The organism is Gallibacterium faecale (assembly GCF_027920745.1).
Taxonomy (GTDB): Bacteria; Pseudomonadota; Gammaproteobacteria; order Enterobacterales; family Pasteurellaceae; genus Gallibacterium; species Gallibacterium faecale.
Genome location: NZ_JAQIBB010000002.1, coordinates 13,690 through 33,012, shown reverse-complemented (window position 1 = coordinate 33,012; position 19,323 = coordinate 13,690). Strand labels below are relative to the sequence as shown.

Below are 19,323 nucleotides of genomic sequence, written 5' to 3'. Positions count from 1 at the left end.
GACTATTATCCTTGTCGAACAATGTTATTAGTAAAAAGATCCCTGATTTCAGATGGATTTTTAGCTGATCCCACTTCTGCCTGTAATACGGGAAAATCTTGACCAAATTGTGCTAAAACTTCTTGAAAATGGCGACAGGGTGGCTGCCCGCTTAAATTTGCACTAGTTGAGGTAATTGGCATTTTAGCCTGTTTACATAAAGCAATTACCGCAGGATGCTGACATAACCGTACCGCGATACTGTTGAATTTTCCAGTAAGCAAAGGTGAAACCGTAGATTTCACAGGAACAATCCAGGTTGTTGGACGTTGATACACCTGTTGTAGGCGTTGTAGCTGTTCTGCAGAAAGTTGCTCGAATGCAATAATCTCTTGGAAAAAATCTAAGGTAGGTGCAATTAAAATTAATCCTTTTTCCACAGGACGTTGTTTTAAAGCTAATAATTTTTGTATCGCTTGATCATTAAAAGGATTGCACCCTAAGCCAAACACAGCTTCTGTTGGATAAGCAATAACATCGCCTTGTAATAAATGGGCGACAATATTTTCTAAGTTATTCATTTGATTCATAAAACGTATGTTTACAGCTTTTATTTAAACATTGATAACTAATTTGTTGATCGGTCATTTTTTTTATATAGACCAATGGAAAATGGCAGTGTGGGCAGGCTTTTGCAATCGGCTGTTGTGCCACATTAAAACGACATTGTGGGTAATGATCACAAGCAAAAAAGACCTTTCCTCTAGCCCCACGTTTCGCCATAAGTTTACCTTGTTTACAAGCAGGGCAACTCACTGGCTGATAATCGTTTTTTTCTGGTTCATTGCTCACAATAAAATGACATTCAGGGTAATTACTGCAACCAATAAATAGACCAAACTGCCCGCGCCGCAACACTAAAGGGTGTTCACATTCAGGACATTGTTCTGGCAATATTTTCAGGACTTCGCCTAAAGTTTGAGATTGCAATGGTCTTAGATAATCACATTGAGGATATTGGGAACAACCAAGAAAAAGCCCTTTTTTACCACGCCTTAATTGTAAAAAATGCCCACATTGAGGGCATTTTTCGACAGACTTATGAGCTGTAAAAAGTGTATCACGCATAATTAGTCTTCATCATCAAAAAATTCGCCATCTTCCCCATATTCATCTTCGTCATCATTCGGATCTTCAAAATAAGTTCCCCAGCCGTCATAGGTGCCTTGATGTTTTTTGATAAGAGGGAGTAGCTCTACTTGTTGCGCATCAATTAACTCTGCTTTTAATTCAATTTCACTAATAATATCAAAACAATAGACTTCAACGCCGTCTTCATTTTCTAACTCTTCTGCTTCAGATACTTCATAGCCTAATTTAAAAGCATCTACAGCAATTTTTTCAAGTTTATCGAAATCGTGATGAGAAACATGGTGCTCAATAATGTATAACGCATCTGGATCGCTACCATCATTTAACAATTGATCAATAATTTCTCGGGTTTCTTGTTGTAGCGCAGTAAGTACTGACATAATTAAAGCCTCGTTTTGCGTGATAAAGATTGTATTCTAGGGATTAAAAACTTGTTCTACAAGCAACCAGATCAAAATAACCACGTTTTTTCATTTAAGATAACTTCATTTCTACTGAGAGAACGTAATCCTTTAATTGATCGCACTAAAAGCCAAATTAAAGTAAATAAAAGAATAAAGTAACCTACAAAGATTAAAGAAAGAATTACCCCGATGGCACTGTATAACAAGCCAATCCAGAAAGTTCTAATTTGGTAGGTAAAATGACTTTCTAAAAAAGAACCTCGAGCGTCATCACGAAAAATATAGGCAATTACAATCCCAACAATACTTAAAAAACCAACAATAAAGGAAAGAATGTAGAGCCAATACGTAATCATTGCCCATTTTTTGGTGTTATCAACATTATAGATCATCGGTTCCATCTTATTTTCCTTATTCAAGTTAATTTCATTCTTAATATAGAACGAAAAAAGGCAAAGATCACACAAAAATTAGTAATTTATCAAGAATTAAGAACGAGAGAACAACAGATCCTAAACGACTGTAACAAGTGGATAACACAGAAATTGAGCTAGATCAGATAATGATGGAATACCCAAAAAAAGGGAGCTTCAAAAAGATATAATTTTATCAGTTAAAATAATTTTTAATTTTTGGAGAAATCATTATGAATAAGACAACTGAAGTTGCTGTCAGTCCAGCTCAAGCAGAAGTGGATCAACTTGTTGCCAACGGTTTAGTGGCGTTAGAAGAATTTCGTCAATTAAATCAAGAGCAGGTTGATTATATTGTGGCAAAAGCCTCTGTTGCGGCACTTGATCAACATGGTGTGTTAGCGATGCACGCCTATGAAGAAACTGGTCGTGGTGTATTTGAGGATAAAGCGACAAAAAACTTATTTGCGTGTGAGTATGTCGTCAATAATATGCGCCATTTAAAAACAGTTGGTGTAATTAAAGAAGATGATGTAACCGGTATTACTGAAATTGCAGATCCAGTGGGTGTAGTTTGTGGTATTACCCCAACCACTAACCCAACCTCGACCACTATCTTCAAATCATTAATTGCTTTAAAAACACGTAATCCAATTGTTTTTGCTTTCCACCCTTCAGCACAACAAAGTTCAGCACACGCTGCCAGAGTTGTTTATGAAGCAGCAGTAAAAGCAGGCGCACCAACAAATTGTATCCAATGGATTGAACACCCATCAATGGAAGGTACCCAAGCATTAATGAAACACCCAGGAATTGCTACTATTTTGGCAACAGGGGGTAATGCGATGGTTGAAGCTGCTTATTCTTGTGGTAAACCAGCACTTGGTGTTGGAGCAGGTAACGTGCCAGCTTATGTAGAAAAAAGCGCTAATTTAAAACAGGCGGTACACGATATCGTGATGTCAAAATCATTTGATAACGGTATGATTTGTGCCAGTGAACAAGCTGCGATTGTTGATAAAGAAATCTATGATGATTTCGTTAAAGAAATGCAATCTTATGGCGTGTATTTGGTGAATAAAAAAGAGAAAGCTCTATTAGAAGAGTATATCTTTGGTGCGAAAGCAAACAGTACTAACTGTGCATCAGCAAAATTAAATGCAGCAGTAGTTGGTAAGCCAGCAGCTTGGATTGCAGAACAAGCCGGATTCAGTGTTCCAGCAAATACCAATATTCTTCTTGCAGAATGTAAAGAAGTTGGCGTAAAAGAGCCATTAACTCGTGAAAAACTCTCCCCAGTATTAGCGTTATTAAAAGCAGAAAGTGTCGAAGATGGTTTAAATAAATCAGAACAAATGGTGGAATTCCACGGTTTAGGACACTCAGCAGCAATTCATACTTCTGATGCAGAATTAGCGAAAACGTTTGGTGAACGTGTGAAAGCGATTCGTGTGATATGGAATTCACCTTCAACATTTGGTGGTATTGGTGATGTTTATAACTCTTTCTTACCATCATTAACCTTAGGTTGTGGTTCATACGGTAAAAACTCCGTAGGTAACAACGTTAGTGCGGTGAATTTATTAAATATCAAACGAGTAGGCAGACGGAGAAATAATATGCAATGGTTCAAAGTGCCTTCAAAAATCTATTTTGAACGCGATTCAATCCAATATTTACAATCAATGAAAGGTGTTAAACGGGTTGTTATCGTCACAGACCGTGTGATGGTAGATTTAGGGTTTGTGGAGAAAATTGCGAACCAGCTTACTATGCGTGGTGATCATGTTACTTACCAACTTTTCGCTGATGTTGAGCCAGATCCAAGTATTGCAACTGTTCGCCGTGGGGTAGAGTTATTACGTAATTACCAACCAGATACCATCATTGCATTAGGTGGTGGTTCAGCGATGGATGCGGCTAAAGTAATGTGGTTATTCTATGAACAACCAGAAGTCGATTTCCGTGATTTAGTACAAAAATTTATGGATATTCGTAAACGTGCATTCAAATTCCCACAATTAGGTCGTAAAGCAAAATTCATTGGTATCCCAACAACTTCAGGTACAGGTTCAGAAGTTACACCATTTGCGGTAATTAGTGAGGGCGATAAAAAATACCCAATCGCAGATTACTCATTAACCCCAACAATTGCGATTGTGGATCCAGCATTAACGATGACTGTGCCAGCACACGTTGCCGCAGACTCTGGTTATGATGTATTAGTTCACGCAACAGAAGCTTATGTTTCTACGTTAGCGAATGACTTTACCGATGGTCTTGCATTACAAGCGATTAAACTGGTATTTGAATTCTTAGAACGCTCTGTGAAAAATGGCGCAAGCGATCCAGAAGCAAGAGAAAGAATGCACAATGCTTCAACTATTGCAGGTATGGCATTTGCTAATGCGTTCTTAGGTATGACTCACTCTTTAGCGCATAAAGTTGGTGGTCGTTTCCATACACCACACGGTAGAACCAATGCGATTTTAATGCCTTATGTTATTCGTTATAACGGTACTCGCCCAACTAAAACGGCGACATGGCCAAAATATAACTACTATAAAGCAGACGTTAAATATCAAGAAATCGCCCGTGTGCTTGGTTTACCTTGCTCAACGCCAGCAGAAGCCGTGGAAGCTTATGCGAATGCGTGTAAAGCATTAGGTGAACGTATTGGAATTAAGATGTCTTTCAAAGATCAAGGTATCAATGAACAAGAGTTTATGGATGCACGCCGTGATTTAGCGTTACTTGCCTTTGAAGATCAATGTTCACCAGCAAACCCACGTTTGCCAGTAGTTGAAGATATGATTGAGATCTTAACTAAAGCCTATTATGGTGAGTAATAATAACTGATAAATACTCCCCATTGATCCGCATCTCCCCTAGCCCCTCTTCAAGCTTGAAGAGGGGCGCCGTTCTGTGAATATACTAGGTCAGTGATTTTTGGCTAGTCTGTACTAAGTATTTTGGTTAGTTGGTGTTTATATTTTAGTCAATCAAGGTTAATTATTTTTGAGCTATTTATTCGTGCCAAAATGTACTGAATGTTATTCAAGTGCTGAGTGATCACTCCTCTTCATTTATGAAGAGGAGTAAGGAGGAGATGTAGCGATTTACGAAATTAAGCAATCTTCACTTCCCAAAAATCTTCTGGTGCATTGGTAACAGGTTTAACAATTCCGGTACGAATAGCGAAATCACCAATACCTTCATTAACATGGCGATTTTTTGCCCAATCACCAATCCAACCATCAAGAATTTGTAAGATTTCTGCTTCCTCAATATTTTCTTTAAATAAACGTGGAATACGGCTACCTTCGCGATTACCACCGATATAAAGGTTATAACGACCAATTGCACGACCAACTAAGCCTATTTCAGCTAACATAGCTCGACCACAACCATTAGGACATCCAGTAACACGTAATACAATACTTTCTTTTTCCATCCCATGTTTTGCCATTAAGAGATCTACTTTATCGATAAATTGAGGAAGAAAACGTTCAGCTTCTGCCATCGCAAGCGGACAAGTTGGCAAGGCAACACAAGACATACTTTGCTGACGTAGAGGTGTAATACTGTCATCAATTAACTTATATTCACGAGCAAGTTTCTCAATTTTAGCCTTATCTTTTTGTGCTACCCCAGCCACAATTAAATTTTGGTTAGCGGTAAGACGAAAATCCCCTTTATGAATTTTCGCAATTTCACGTAAGCCAGTTTTTAATGGTCGATCAGGATAATCTAGCAATCGACCATTTTCGATAAATAAAGTAAGATGCCATTTTTTATCCTCACCTTTTACCCAACCAATACGATCACCTCGTTCAGTGAAATGATAAGGACGAAGCGGTTTTAAAGTAATACCAGCACGTTTTTCTACTTCTGCTTTAAAGACATCTAAGCCTACACGTTCAAGGGTGTAACGTAATTTCGCATTTTTACGATCACTGCGGTTACCCCAATCTCGTTGAGTCGTAACTACCGCTTCTGCACAAGCTAAAACCTCATCTAACGTAACAAAACCAAGCTCTTGTGCAATATTTGGGTAAGTTTTATGGTTGGCGAAATCCATAGATAAGCCACCACCGATAAGAACATTAAAACCAACTAATTGCCCTTGTTCTGCAATAGCAATAAAGTTAAGGTCATTTGCGTGTAAATCCACATCATTTAATGGCGGCACCACAACAGTCGTTTTAAATTTTCGAGGTAAATAGGTTTTCCCTAAAATAGGTTCAACTGGATCGCTGGATTCTTTTAATAGCGGTTTGGTTGTTTCACTTTCAAAGACTTTCTCACCATCTAGCCAAACATCGGCATAAGCAGTGGTACGTGGTAATAAATGTTCAGAAATTTTCTTCGCCCACTCATAAGCTTGTTGATGTAATTCACTTTCTACTGGATTAGGTGTACAGAGAACATTGCGGTTTACATCGCCAGCAGTCGCGATTGAATCTAAACCAAGTTGATGTAACCATTGGTGCATTGGTTTAATATCACGCTTTAAAACCCCGTGAAATTGGAATGTTTGGCGATTGGTTAAACGGATACTGCCGTAATAAGTATGTTGCGTAGCAAACTCGTCAATTCCTAGCCACTGTTTTGGGGTGATGATTCCACCCGGTAAACGGCAGCGTAACATGACGTTCTTATTAGGCTCTAATTTTTGGGCTTGGCGTTCTGCTCGGATATCACGGTCATCTTGCTCATACATACCGTGGAAACGGATTAATTGAAAGTTATCTTTATTAAAGCCACCCGTTAATTGTTCATTCAGATCTGCGGCAATTGTACCATGTAAATAATCACTTTCACCTTTTAGGTGTTCATTATCGGCTAAAGGAAATTTTTTCCATTCAGTTGCTTTATCACTCATTGTTTCACTCCTGTTTAATACACATCACGCTGATAACGTTTTTGTTCTCTTAATTCAGCAAGATAATCTTCAGCTTGTTCTTGGTCTAAGTTGCCTTGTTGGCTAATCGCATCAAGTAAGGCTTTTTCTACATCTTTTGCCATTTTATTGGCGTCCCCACAAACGTAGATGTAAGCACCAGCTTGTAACCATTGCCATAACTCTTGGGCTTGTTCACGAATTTTGTCTTGCACATAAACTTTTTGTTGCTGATCTCGTGACCAAGCAAAGTGATAGCGATGTAGTAAGCCCTGTTTAGCAAACTCTTGCCACTCTTGTTGATAAAGGAAGTCTTCGGTAAAGGTTTGATTGCCAAAGAATAACCAGTTTCGACCTTCAGCTTCATCAACTGCACGTTGCTGCATAAAGGCACGGAATGGTGCAACCCCAGTACCCGCACCAATCATAATGACATCGGCTTGGGAATTTGTTGGGAGGCGGAAATGCGGATTGGTTTCAACAAAGACATTTACTTGTTGATCTTCTGCTAATCGTTCACCAAGGAAGCCTGATGCACCACCGGTATAGGTTTTATCATTAAATTGATAGCGAACTACACCAACCGTTAAATGGACTTCTTCTCCAACTTCACTTTGTGCAGAAGCAATAGAGTAAAGGCGCGGAGTAAGCGGACGTAATAAACTAAGTAATTGGGTTGCAGTTAGTGTTGTTGGATACTCTTGCAAGACACCGATTAATGGTGTTTGTTGTACATATTGTTGTAGCTGTTGACGATCAGCAACTAAGGCGGTTAATGCCGGTTGTGGATTGATTTCAGCATAGTTTTGTACGAATTTTGCATTATTTTGTGTTAATTCAAATTGAGTGGTTAATGCTTCACGTAAACTTAATGTTTGTTGATTGTGAGTAACAGATTCATCACCAGATAAACCAACTGCTTGTAACACTTCGCTGACTAAATCTGAGTCATTACTAAACCAAACACCTAAAGCATCGCCAACTTGATAGGTTAAACCTGAACCTGATAAATCAATCTCGATATGCTCTACATCCTTATTAGAGTGGCGACCAGTAATTTTTTGGCGAACACTTAAAGTCGCTGGAAACGGATGTTCGCGGGTATATTGATTAGCCGTATTTTCTTGAGCAGCAGTGACTATGGCGGTTTGTGGTATGGTGTTATCTGCACCGTTATTATGTTGATCTAAGTAATGTGTAATTTGTTCAATCCAAGCATCAGCAGTAGCTTGGTAGTCTAAATCACATTCCGTTAATGGTTGTAAACGGCTAGCACCTAATTCAGCAAGGCGTTGATCAAAATCTTTACCAGCCTGGCAGAAATTTGGGTAAGAGCTATCGCCTAAACCAAGAACAGCAAATTCAACACCAGTTAATGAAGGTGCTTTTTTGCCGAATAAGAAGCGGTGTAAGTTTAAGGCTTCTTCTGGTGGTTCACCATCACCTTGAGTTGAGGTAACTAACAATAAAATCTGTTCTTGGTTGATTTTTTTCGCTTTATATTCACCCGCACTGATTAAGTTTACGGTATGAGCCACACTCAATTTTGTTTTCAGTTGTTCAGCGACTTTACGTGCATTACCAGTCTGTGAAGCGGAGATAATCGTAATAGTGCGAGCAGCAGGAGCAGCTGCAACAGTATCAGGCGTTGTTCCTAACGTAGGAACAACATCAGTCGCCACTGTTTGGTGGTTGACTTGCCCCCAGCAATAACCAGAGAGCCAAGCAAGTTGTAATTGATCTAATTGTCCTAATTTCTCTGCAAGTTCGGCGGAGATAGGTAATTTTGTTTGATTTTGCATCCTACTTTCTCCTTATGCCGCAGATAAAATCATACCAGCAGCAACAGTGTGATAAGTTGCTTCATCAATCAAAATAAATGCACCAGTACCAATATTTTGTTGGTAAGTGGTGGCACAAATTGGTTTTTGTAAACTAATTTGTACCTGCCCAAGATCGTTTAATTGGAATGTTTCTGCCGCTTGTTGTTTACTTAAGGTTTTTACATCAAGTAAATGATCGATATGTTTAATCCGAGCAAACACATTTTGAGTTGTATGTTTTAGTAGATATTTACGTGCTGTATTTAATGGACGTTGATCAAACCAACAGAGGGTTGCAGTGAGTTGCTGTTGTGATTGAATTGGATTATCGACAGCAACAAAGGTATCGCCACGGGAAATATCAATATCATCTGTTAAGCAAAGTGTCACTTGTTCGCCGGCATTCGCTTGCTGCACTTTACCGGATACAGCATAAATTTCACGGACAGTTGAGGTGTAACCAGCTGGCTCAATGCGAATTTGATCGCCAACGGCAATACTACCAGCTTCAATTCTGCCTTGATAACCGCGGAAATCGTCTTGTTTGTCGCTATCTAAGCGTAATACCAGTTGTACTGGAAAATGGAACTGTGCTTTTTCTAATGAAATATGTTTTTGATTCGGTAATGACTCTAATAAGCTGAGTAGTGGCTCGCCTTGATACCATGGCATATTCTCGCTTAAGTAAACAATATTATCGCCGTTTAATGCTGAAATGGGCACAAATTGTACTGACGTTAAGCCCAGTTGAGCAGCTAGATCACGATATGCAGCACAAATAGCCTCAAATTTTGCTTGGTCAAAATTGAGTAAGTCCATTTTGTTTACCGCAACAATAATTTGTGGACAAGCGAGTTGCTGTAAAATTGCAGAATGGCGTTTGGTTTGTGGTAACAACTGTAAGGGTTGTTGGCTAAAATCTAATTGGCTTGCATCAACTAAGACCACTGCCGCGTCTGCGGTTGACGCACCAGTCACCATATTACGCGTATATTGTTCATGTCCCGGTGTATCGGCAATAATAAATTTACGTTTTGCCGTAGAGAAATAACGATAGGCGACATCAATAGTAATACCTTGTTCACGTTCTGCGGCTAAGCCATCAGTTAAAATTGAAAAATCAATGCCGGTCGCACTATTTTTCGCACGATTTAGATGTTGTAATTGATCACTTAATAAGGCTTTGCTGTCATATAATAAACGACCGATTAAGGTACTTTTCCCATCATCAACACTACCAGCAGTAATAAAGCGTAAAGGGGCATTTTGATTAATATTCATCTCACATTCCTTTTTTATTGTTATTAATTAGAAGTAACCTTGTTTTTTACGTTGTTCCATTGCGGCTTCGCTTACCTGATCATCTAAGCGAGTAGCACTGCGTTCTGAAATATCAACGACAGCGGTTTCAGCAATGATGGCTTGCGGAGTAGCTGCTGTACTTGCTACTGGGCAGGTACAGCTAATATCACCGACTGTGCGGAAACGTACTGATAACACTTCGCTCTCTTCATTAGCTGCTTTTGGTGTTAGATAGGTAACAGGGACTAATAAACCTTTACGGCGAACGATTTCACGTTGATGAGCATAATAAATACTTGGTAATTCAAGGTTTTCACGGGCGATATATTGCCAAATATCTAATTCTGTCCAGTTTGAAATTGGGAATACTCGCATATTCTCCCCTTGATGCATTTTTGCATTGTAAAGTGACCAAAGTTCAGGACGTTGCGCTTTTGGATCCCACTGACCGAATTCATCGCGGAATGAGAAAATCCGTTCTTTAGCACGCGCTTTTTCTTCGTCACGTCTTGCACCACCCATTAAGGCATCAAATCCATGTTTTTCAATGGTTTCTAATAAGGTAACGGCTTGTGCTGCATTGCGGGAATCTGTTTCTTTACGTAACACCACAGTACCTTTGGCGATTGACTCTTCAACAGAACCCACTACTAAACGGGCATTTAACTTTTCGACTTGTTGATCACGAAAATCAATGACTTCCGGGTAGTTATGCCCTGTATCAATATGTACGAGAGGAAATGGTAATGGTGAATTTCGTCCTTCTAATTGGAACGCTTTCCGAGCTAATGCTAATAACACCACAGAATCCTTACCGCCCGAGAACAACAAGGCTGGATTACGGCACTCTGCGACCACTTCACGAATAATATAAATAGATTCAGCTTCTAACCAATCTAAATGATTGTTTTGTAATAAATTTTGTTGTTGCATATTCACTCCTACGCTTGATGTAAACCACACTCTTTGCTCGCTTGGTTTTCCCACCACCAACGACCAGCACGAATTTCTTCACCTTGCTTCACTGGACGAGTGCAAGGTTCACAACCAATGCTTGGGTATCCTTGTTGATAAAGAGCATTAAAAGGTAAGTTAAACTGTAAAACATATGCCCAGACATCTTGTTCTGACCAATCGAAAATAGGATTGTATTTAGCAATTTGCCGGGTATGATCCCACTCGGCGAACTCAAGGGATTGACGAGTAACAGATTGAGATTGACGTTGGCCAGTTAGCCAAGCGTCCGCATCTTGTAAAGCTTGATTTAACGGTACGACTTTGCGGATATAACAGCACTGTTTACGAGAAGCAACACTGTCATAGAAACCATTCTCACCATATTGCTGAATATATTCAGTGATTTGTTGTTGATCAGGTTGATAACGAACTACTGGTAAATCTGGATAGGTTTGTTGTAATGAATGTAGAAAATCCAGTGTTTCCTGATTTAATCGACCTGTATCTAGGGTAAAAATGGTGACATTTGTATTGAGCTTGCTTAAGACATCCATAATTACCATATCTTCTACGGCTAAGCTGTGAGCAAATTTAACCTGTTGATGTTGGTCGGCAATTTGCTGTAAGCGTTGCTGTAATACCGCGATTTTTTGTTGCAACACAGGTTGTTGTGCTTGAGTAAGCTGCGGAATTTGCCACAGTGCTGGGCGTTGTAAACTCATTTCCTTGTCCTTGGTTAAAACGATTAAGCGACTTTTTGTTGTAATGTTATTGGGGTAGTGTAAATAGCTGTCTGTCCAAACCATTGCAGTTGTTGTTGTAATGCCACTACCTCACCGATGACCAATAGGGCTGGTTTTTCAGCTTGTTCAGCTAATTGTGTAAGCGTGTCTAATGTGCCAATCTGCGTTTTCTGTTGAGCTAGGGTTCCTTGACTAATCACCGCAACAGGCGTATCTGCACGACGACCATAAGCCAATAAGTTAGTTTGAATTTCGCTGGCTTTGATTGTGCCCATATAAACCACTAAGGTGGTGTGGGGTTGAGCAAGACTACGCCACGCTAAAGGATTGCCATCTGCTTGACGATGACCGGTGATAAAAGTAACACTTTGTGCATAATCACGATGGGTCAATGGAATACCTGCATAAGCGGTTGCGCCAACGGCAGCAGTGACACCAGGAACAACACTGAAAGGAATATTGGCTTGGTTAAGTGCTTGTAGTTCTTCACCGCCACGCCCAAAAACAAAAGGATCTCCGCCTTTTAAACGAACAACACGTTTTCCTTGTTTCGCGTAACTGATTAATAAGTTATTGATTTGTGTTTGACTAATGCTTGGCTTGCCTGCACGTTTACCAACTAAAACACGATCTGCATCCCGGCGTACTAAATCTAAAATCTGTGGTGAAATAAGTGCGTCATATAGCACAACATCCGCTTGTTGAATCGCTTGTAGCCCTTTTAATGTTAATAATCCAGCATCACCAGGACCTGCACCGACTAAAATCACCTCGCCTAATTGTGCTGGGCGTTGTTGAAGTTGCTCCGCAATAAATTGTTCTGCTTGTTCTACCTGTTGATTCTGAGTTAGGCGTTGGAATTGGCTATGATTAAACAGAGTTTCCCAAAAATAACGGCGTTGTTTTAATTGACTGATGGTGGCTTTGACTTTACCGCGCCAACGTCCTGCAATTTCTGCCATAGTGGAGAGATGTTGTGGTAATAAAGCTTCTAACTTTTCACGTAATAGACGTGTTAGTACAGGTGCGGTACCCGCACTAGAAATAGCGATTTGGACTGGACTGCGATCAATAATAGACGGAAAAATAAACGAACAGTGTGCTTGATCATCTACGGTATTGACTAAACGATTTTGTTGTTGTGCTAATTGGTAAACCTGCTGATTTAATGCTGCATCATTAGTTGCGACAACAACTAAGCTCACTGTGGCTAATTGTTCGGCAGAGAATTGTTTGCTTAACCAGTTAATTTGCCCCGTTTGCCATAGCGTATGTAATGGTGAACTAAGTTGTTCAGCTACCACTTGAATTTTTGCGTGCGCTTGGCGTAATAGGTCAATTTTGCGTTTGGCAATATGCCCGCCACCTACGACTAAAACTTCTTTGTCTTTTAAATCAATAAAAATGGGTAGATATTGCATTGTCACTCCCTCTCTCAATGCGTTTTTATTTTTTTATACGGCAAAATTAATATGGCTAAAAATAGTAAAAAATTATCTGTTATAACTTTTTATGATATAAACCGCTGATTCGGCGTTGAGTATTAATGCAGATAGAGCTGATCAAACTGCCCACCATCTGCAAAATAGCGTTGATTGATCTGTTGCCAGTTACCAAATTGCTGATTGACATCGAAAGTACTGATTGTTGGAAAATTCGCCTGATATTGGGCAAAAACAGTCGGCACATTTGGACGAAAACCACTCTGAGCTGCGATATGTTGTGCAGGTTCTTGCCATAAAGATTGAATAAAACGTTGTGCTAATTGTTGAGTGTGGTGGCGTTGGCTATTTTTATTCACTTCTGCCACTAAGACAGGAACATTGGCACTGATACTTGGATACACTAAAGTAAACTTCTCTTTTCCGATCGTAGCTTGTGCTAACAGTGAGGCTTCATTCTCTGCGGTAATCAGCACATCGCCAATCGCGCGCTGGCTAAAGGTAATACTGGCAGCTCTTGCACCAGTATCAAAGACAGGCACATTTTTTAAGAATTTCTGAATAAATTGGTTGACTTGATGCGGATCTTTGAGCTGTTTTTGCGCATAACCGAGCGCAGATAAGTAGGCATAACGACCATTTCCAGATGTTTTTGGGTTAGCAAACACCACTTTTACATCTGGGCGGATTAAATCTTGCCAATCACGAATATTTTTAGGATTTCCCTCACGTACTAAGAATACCATCACAGTATGAAAGGGGGTTGCCTGATTGGGATATTGTTGTTGCCAGTCGGCTGCCACTAAGCCTTTTTTCACTAAACCGTTAATATCATTTTGTTGGTTTAACGTAACCACATCCGCAGGTAATCCGTTTTGTACAGCAATCGCTTGTTTACTCGCACTAGCAAACGATAGGGCGATATTCGGCGTAACCTGATATTGTTTGGCATATTGTTCAGAAAAAACAGGAAGATAGCGTTTATAGTAATCACGAATAACATCGTACCCAGCTAACATTAAGGTTTGATTAGCAAAGGCTGATGATAAGGTGATACTACTGAATAATAGACTATAAATAATTGATTTAATTTGCATATTTCACTCCATTGATGGCTGTTATTACCATTCTGTTTTTACTGAAGTGAAGTTATACGGAAAAAGGGAAAATGAGAAAAATAGTAAAAAATTATAATTTATAGCAATTTAAACTAAATCCACGGTTGATCTGTTGACCTTTCCCTTAGGGAAAGCTTTACCATCGAAGCTATTCTGTTTTTATTCTTACTAGGAAGGTAACCATGAAAAACACCCGTTTGCTTAGCAAGTTAATCTTAATTGGCGCCTTTGCTTTTGCAGTGTTAGCACAAGCTCAAACTGCTACGATGGAAGTTTGGAAAAGCCCGACGTGTGGCTGTTGTAATGAATGGATTAGCTATATGAAAAATAATGGCTTTGAGGTCAAAGTTCATGAAACTGGCAATGCTAAACAACATCAATTATTTGGGATTAAAGATGATTATGTTTCTTGTCATACTGCAGTCGTTGATGGTTATGTGATTGAAGGACACGTGCCAGCAGAAGATGTGAAACGATTATTAGCTGAAAAACCTGACGCGATTGGGCTTTCTGCACCGGGAATGCCGGTTGGATCACCAGGAATGGATGGCCCGGCGTATCAAGGACGTAAAGATGCATACGATGTCTTATTGTTGAAAAAGAATGGCGAAAGTGAAGTATTTAGCTCGCATAATCAGGAATAGGAGAGAGGAATGAAACGCCGAGATTTTTTACGTTATGGGATTGGTTTAAGTTTAATTAGCTCCTCTCTTTATTCACTTGCGAATACGATGGGACAGATGGAACATCATCATGCGATGATGGGAATGCAGACTCAAGTGCCTTTGATGCCATTAGATAAGCTACCAAGTCAGCAACCATTAATTACAACATTACCGAAATTAAAGAATTTATCGAAGCAAACAGGTGTCTTTAAAGCAAAATTAGTTGCTGAACCAACAACGATAAAATTAGCGGGTGATCAACCAACAGAGTTTTGGGCATATAACGGCCAACTACCCGGCCCTCAAATTGAGGTATTTGAAGGTGACGAGGTGGAAATAGAGTTCGTTAATCATTTACCACAACCTACTACAATCCATTGGCATGGTTTAGATGTGCATAGTGGGGCGGATGGAAATCCACAAGATCCCGTTGCACCAAATAGTCGCAGAATCTATCGTTTCACTATTCCTGAAGGCAGTGCGGGTACTTATTGGTATCACCCACACCCACATGGTTATGTGGCAGAACAGGTGTATAAAGGATTGGCTGGGACATTGGTCGTAAAAGCCAAACAAGATCCGTTATCTCAACTTGATGAACAACATTGGGTGATTTCTGATCTGCGTTTAACGAAAGATGGCAAGATCCCTGCTAACAGTATGATGGATTGGATGAATGGTCGTGAGGGTGAAATAGTCCTGATTAACGGTCAGTATCAACCGAAAATTAAAGTACAACAACAACGAATCCGTATTTGGAACGCAACCAGTGCACGTTACTTACGCTTGAAAGTGCCGGGTGTGCAATGGGTGGTGCTTGGAACAGAAGGCGGGTTATTAGAGAAAGCATTAGCTCCACAAGATGAACTGTTTTTAGCTCCGGCAGAACGAGTAGAAGTGATGATGATTGGTGATACACAGGGTGAGATAGTATTACAGAGTTTGTACTATGAACGGCATAAGATGATGGTACAAGAGCCTGCAACTGATTTAACCTTAGCACAAATTGAAGTGAAGGCAGAACCAGTTACATTGCCTGAGAAATTACGTACTTTACCAGCACAAGAACCGGCTAAAGTAGTTCGTCAGGTAAGGTTTAGTGAACAGATGATGAATCATGAAGCTATGTCTTCAAAAGATCATCATAAGCTGATGATGGCACATTCAACAGAACATAGTATGAACACAGATAACCCAGTACCCGCAATGATGGAAGGGGTATTCCTGATTAATGGCAAATCGTTTGCTATGGATCGAGTGGATTTTGTTGGTAAGGTTGATCAAGTGGAACAATGGGAAATTTTTAATGAAAGCCATATGGATCACCCGTTCCATTTACATGGCACACAATTTGAAGTGATTCAAACTACGTTGAACGGTAAAACCAAACCAGCTCCTTATCGAGCCTTAAAAGATGTGGTGAATTTGCGTCCTTATGAAAAAGTGGTCATTCGTTTTAAACAACTCCACACTGGCTTAAAAATGTTCCATTGTCATATTCTTGAACACGAGAATTTAGGAATGATGGGACAATTAAAAGTAGAGTAACTTGGTTACAAGTTAATACATAAATTACTGTACTCTTCTGGTGAGTAGGAGAGTACAGTTAAATTTAAGCCCAAATTACCATAACAGCAGAAATCACTACCAGAATTAAACCTATATGATCCGCTTTATTTAATTTTTCACTAAACCAAAATAAAGAGATCAAGATACTGAAAAAGATTTCAATCTGCCCTAATGTTTTAACAATAGCTACTGACTGCATACTCATCGCACTAAACCAGCCCAATGAAGCTAAAAAACTGCATAAACTTACGGTTGAAGTAAGGCGTTTACGTTGCCACATCGCCTGCAAAGTTTGTGGTTTAAAGATAGCTAACACTAGTAACATTAAGATACATTGGAAACTAATAATGCTGCATAACACCCAAGCAGCACGATGCAAAAATGGTAGCATATCGAGCTGTAAACTGGCTTGACGAACTAATAAAGAAGTAATCGCAAAACATAAACCACTACCGACACCAATCAATAAGGTAGTGTAGGATAACTGGATATTTTTGCCCCCTTTACTTAATAAGAAAACGGCAATCGCCCCAATAAAGACACCGACCCAGCCCCATACCGATAAGTAATCTTGTAAAAATGTAACACCAATCAACGCGGCTAAAATAGCTTCACTTTTGGCAAGTCCTACACCAATGGCATAATTTTTTTGTTTAAATAACGCTACCATTAAAGCGGTGGCAATAATTTGACTAAGCCCAGCAATAACAATATCAATCAGATATTGATAAGAGAAATGTACGCTTTGTGCGGGTGGTTGTGCGGAATATAAAATAGCTAAATAAGTGATGGCTAGTGGTACTGCACAAATAAAACGTGCAAGCGTGACACCATATACATCAACAGTCGTACTTAATTGTTTCTGAAAGGCATTACGCCAAGCCTGCATAAAAGCTGCTAATAGAGTGAAGAATATCCAAAACATTTTAATCTACGATAATCTTTGTGGTTTACTGAGTTAAGTAGTCTATACCTTTAGTAGTTGTTAACCAAGTAGGAGCGAAACAACGAAGTAGCAAATAGGATAAAGTGGATTTGTAACCTCGATCATTTTCGGCTTATTTCTAAATTGCATATTAATTAATTTTTTATTCTTTGCTAATCAGTTTGCCCTCGTTCATATTGACTAACCATTCCGTTTTATCTTTTAACAAGAGTGGATTTTAGTGTTTTATGAATATTCTCAATACACCCGCAGTATTAGCAGGATTTAAAACGAGTTTCACCGTCAGTTTATTGTGGATTGGCAGTATGATCGTACTGCCGTTGGTGATGCTATGTGTTACTGTCTTACAATTAGAGTGGCATACATTTTGGCAAGTGATTTTAAATCAACGTGTGTTGGCTTCTATTTATCTCTCTTTCAAAATGGCTTTCTTTGCTACTTTAGTTAATCTATTTTTCGGCACATTAGTTGCTTGGGTTCTCGTCCGTTATGCTTTTCCCGGAAAAGCGCTACTTAATGCGTTAATTGATTTACCTTTTGCATTACCAACCGCCGTAGCGGGTATTGTATTAGCAACGTTATATGCACCCAATGGATTAATCGGTCAGTTCTTTGCTCAATTTGGTTGGCAAATTGCCTTTACGCCATTAGGTATTGGCGTGGCATTAGTTTTTGTCAGCTTTCCTTTCGTGGTGAGAGCAATTCAACCCGTATTAGCCAGTCAAGAGAAAGCTCTAGAAGAAGCAGCACATATTCTAGGGGCAAGCCGTTGGCAAACTTTTCATAAAGTATTATTACCAACGCTTTATCCAGCAATGGTAAGCGGTGCTGGTATGGGATTTGCACGTTCGTTAGGTGAATATGGTTCGGTGATTTTTATTGCTGGCAATATCCCAATGGTGTCTGAAATCGTGCCTTTAATGATTATGTCTAAGTTAGATATTTATGATGTGCAAGGCGCAGCAGCTGTTGCCTTTGTGATGTTGGTATTTTCGTTTGCCGTGCTGTTGTTATTCAATACTGGGCAAAACTATTTAAGTCGTCATTTTGTCAGTAAATAGGAGTTTGTATGCAAAATTCAGTTTTTCACTGGCAACGTTATCTCTGTTTAACTTTGAGTTTCCTGTTTTTAGGCTTGGTATTACTCGTGCCTTTATTCAGTATTTTTTACTATGGCTTGCAGGCAGGCTGGCATATTTTTGTTGAGTCCTTACAAGAAGTAGAAGCACGAAATGCGATCTTATTAAGCGTAATGGTGATTGCGATTGTATTACCGCTCAATCTATTTTTTGGCTTAATGATGGCATGGTTATTAGCTAACTTTGATTTTAAAGGTAAAGCCTTACTAGGCGCATTAATTGATTTACCGTTAGCTATTTCTCCAGTTGTTGCGGGGTTAATGTTTGTGTTGCTATTTGGTGTCAATGGATTATTTGGAGGGTGGTTAATTGATCATGGCATCGAGGTAATTTTTGCCTTACCAAGTATTATTTTGACTACCTTATTTGTTACCTTTCCATTAGTGGTGAAATCTTTATTACCAACGTTAAAAACCTTAGGTAACCAAGAAGAGCAAGCAGGTTTAACGCTGGGGGCATCAGGCTGGACAATCTTTTTCAAAATTACTTTACCTAAAATCAAATGGGCATTGTTATATGGCGTAATCTTAGCGAATGCACGTGCGTTGGGCGAGTTTGGTGCTGTCAGTGTTGTGTCTGGCAATATCCGCAATTTGACGAATACTATCCCTTTGCATATCGAAATTCTTTATAACGAATATCAATTTACAGCGGCATTTGCTTGTGCCTCGTTATTAGCAGCAATGGCACTTTTTACACTATTAGCACAACACGGAATTGTCTATTGGCAAAAACGTAAAGCGGTCGCATTGAGTCAGAATTAAGAGG

At 39.4% G+C, this 19,323-nt stretch carries 17 protein-coding genes; 5 read left to right on the top strand and 12 right to left on the bottom strand.

Annotated features, from left to right (window positions below):
• Nucleotides 1-5: 5 nt before the first annotated feature.
• The 4 genes from PF272_RS00790 to PF272_RS00775 form a co-directional block, all read right to left on the bottom strand.
• Nucleotides 6-569, bottom strand: coding sequence for an L-threonylcarbamoyladenylate synthase type 1 TsaC (locus tag PF272_RS00790; protein ID WP_065235183.1), 564 nt, complete (start codon nt 567-569; stop codon nt 6-8).
• Entirely contained in the window at nt 553-1,107 is a 555-nt protein-coding gene (locus PF272_RS00785) for a DNA topoisomerase family protein (protein WP_271141280.1), read from the bottom strand. The genes PF272_RS00790 and PF272_RS00785 overlap by 17 nt, the downstream gene beginning before the upstream one ends.
• A gap of 2 nt (nt 1,108-1,109) precedes the next feature.
• Complete coding sequence (gene rraB / locus PF272_RS00780) at nt 1,110-1,511, bottom strand: ribonuclease E inhibitor RraB (protein ID WP_065235181.1); 402 nt, start codon at nt 1,509-1,511, stop codon at nt 1,110-1,112.
• A gap of 71 nt (nt 1,512-1,582) precedes the next feature.
• On the bottom strand, nt 1,583-1,936 hold the full coding sequence (locus PF272_RS00775; protein WP_271141279.1) for a DUF4870 family protein: 354 nt from the start codon (nt 1,934-1,936) through the stop codon (nt 1,583-1,585).
• A gap of 245 nt (nt 1,937-2,181) precedes the next feature.
• Here PF272_RS00775 and adhE point away from each other — a divergent pair, with 245 nt between their 5' ends.
• Nucleotides 2,182-4,797 carry a bifunctional acetaldehyde-CoA/alcohol dehydrogenase gene (gene adhE, locus PF272_RS00770; protein WP_271141278.1) on the top strand — a complete coding sequence of 872 codons (2,616 nt, stop codon included), beginning with the start codon at nt 2,182-2,184 and terminating at the stop codon, nt 4,795-4,797.
• 278 nt (nt 4,798-5,075) lie between these two features.
• Here adhE and cysI read toward each other — a convergent pair whose 3' ends face one another.
• The 7 genes from cysI to PF272_RS00735 all read right to left on the bottom strand — a co-directional run bounded on the left by cysI (nt 5,076) and on the right by PF272_RS00735 (nt 14,215).
• Nucleotides 5,076-6,833, bottom strand: coding sequence for an assimilatory sulfite reductase (NADPH) hemoprotein subunit (gene cysI / locus PF272_RS00765; protein ID WP_271141277.1), 1,758 nt, complete (start codon nt 6,831-6,833; stop codon nt 5,076-5,078).
• 14 nt (nt 6,834-6,847) lie between these two features.
• Nucleotides 6,848-8,653 carry an NADPH-dependent assimilatory sulfite reductase flavoprotein subunit gene (cysJ, locus tag PF272_RS00760; protein WP_271141276.1) on the bottom strand — a complete coding sequence of 602 codons (1,806 nt, stop codon included), beginning with the start codon at nt 8,651-8,653 and terminating at the stop codon, nt 6,848-6,850.
• A gap of 12 nt (nt 8,654-8,665) precedes the next feature.
• The gene (locus PF272_RS00755; RefSeq protein WP_271141275.1) at nt 8,666-9,955 is read right to left on the bottom strand and encodes a sulfate adenylyltransferase subunit 1; all 1,290 of its coding nucleotides are present in this window, start codon (nt 9,953-9,955) and stop codon (nt 8,666-8,668) included.
• A gap of 27 nt (nt 9,956-9,982) precedes the next feature.
• Nucleotides 9,983-10,909 (bottom strand): sulfate adenylyltransferase subunit CysD, encoded by a 927-nt coding sequence (gene cysD, locus PF272_RS00750; protein WP_271141274.1) that lies wholly within the window; start codon nt 10,907-10,909, stop codon nt 9,983-9,985.
• Between the two features lie 8 nt (nt 10,910-10,917).
• Nucleotides 10,918-11,655 (bottom strand): phosphoadenylyl-sulfate reductase, encoded by a 738-nt coding sequence (locus PF272_RS00745; RefSeq protein ID WP_271141273.1) that lies wholly within the window; start codon nt 11,653-11,655, stop codon nt 10,918-10,920.
• A gap of 23 nt (nt 11,656-11,678) precedes the next feature.
• A complete protein-coding gene (gene cysG / locus PF272_RS00740; protein WP_271141272.1) occupies nt 11,679-13,097 on the bottom strand; it encodes a siroheme synthase CysG in 1,419 nt (472 codons plus the stop codon).
• A gap of 122 nt (nt 13,098-13,219) precedes the next feature.
• Complete coding sequence (locus PF272_RS00735) at nt 13,220-14,215, bottom strand: sulfate ABC transporter substrate-binding protein (protein ID WP_271141271.1); 996 nt, start codon at nt 14,213-14,215, stop codon at nt 13,220-13,222.
• A 203-nt stretch (nt 14,216-14,418) separates the two neighbouring features.
• On the opposite strand from PF272_RS00735, the gene PF272_RS00730 reads away from it, so the two are divergent.
• Together PF272_RS00730 and PF272_RS00725 are read left to right on the top strand one after the other, a co-directional pair.
• A complete protein-coding gene (locus tag PF272_RS00730) occupies nt 14,419-14,880 on the top strand; it encodes a DUF411 domain-containing protein (protein ID WP_271141270.1) in 462 nt (153 codons plus the stop codon).
• Between the two features lie 9 nt (nt 14,881-14,889).
• Nucleotides 14,890-16,449, top strand: a complete 1,560-nt coding sequence (locus PF272_RS00725; protein WP_271141269.1) for a multicopper oxidase family protein — start codon at nt 14,890-14,892, stop codon at nt 16,447-16,449.
• A 64-nt stretch (nt 16,450-16,513) separates the two neighbouring features.
• On the opposite strand, the gene PF272_RS00720 is transcribed toward PF272_RS00725, so the two are convergent.
• Complete coding sequence (locus PF272_RS00720) at nt 16,514-17,395, bottom strand: DMT family transporter (protein ID WP_271141268.1); 882 nt, start codon at nt 17,393-17,395, stop codon at nt 16,514-16,516.
• Between the two features lie 248 nt (nt 17,396-17,643).
• On the opposite strand from PF272_RS00720, the gene cysT reads away from it, so the two are divergent.
• On the top strand, nt 17,644-18,477 hold the full coding sequence (gene cysT, locus PF272_RS00715; protein WP_271141267.1) for a sulfate ABC transporter permease subunit CysT: 834 nt from the start codon (nt 17,644-17,646) through the stop codon (nt 18,475-18,477).
• Between the two features lie 8 nt (nt 18,478-18,485).
• Complete coding sequence (gene cysW, locus PF272_RS00710; RefSeq protein ID WP_271141266.1) at nt 18,486-19,319, top strand: sulfate ABC transporter permease subunit CysW; 834 nt, start codon at nt 18,486-18,488, stop codon at nt 19,317-19,319.
• Nucleotides 19,320-19,323 lie beyond the last annotated feature (4 nt).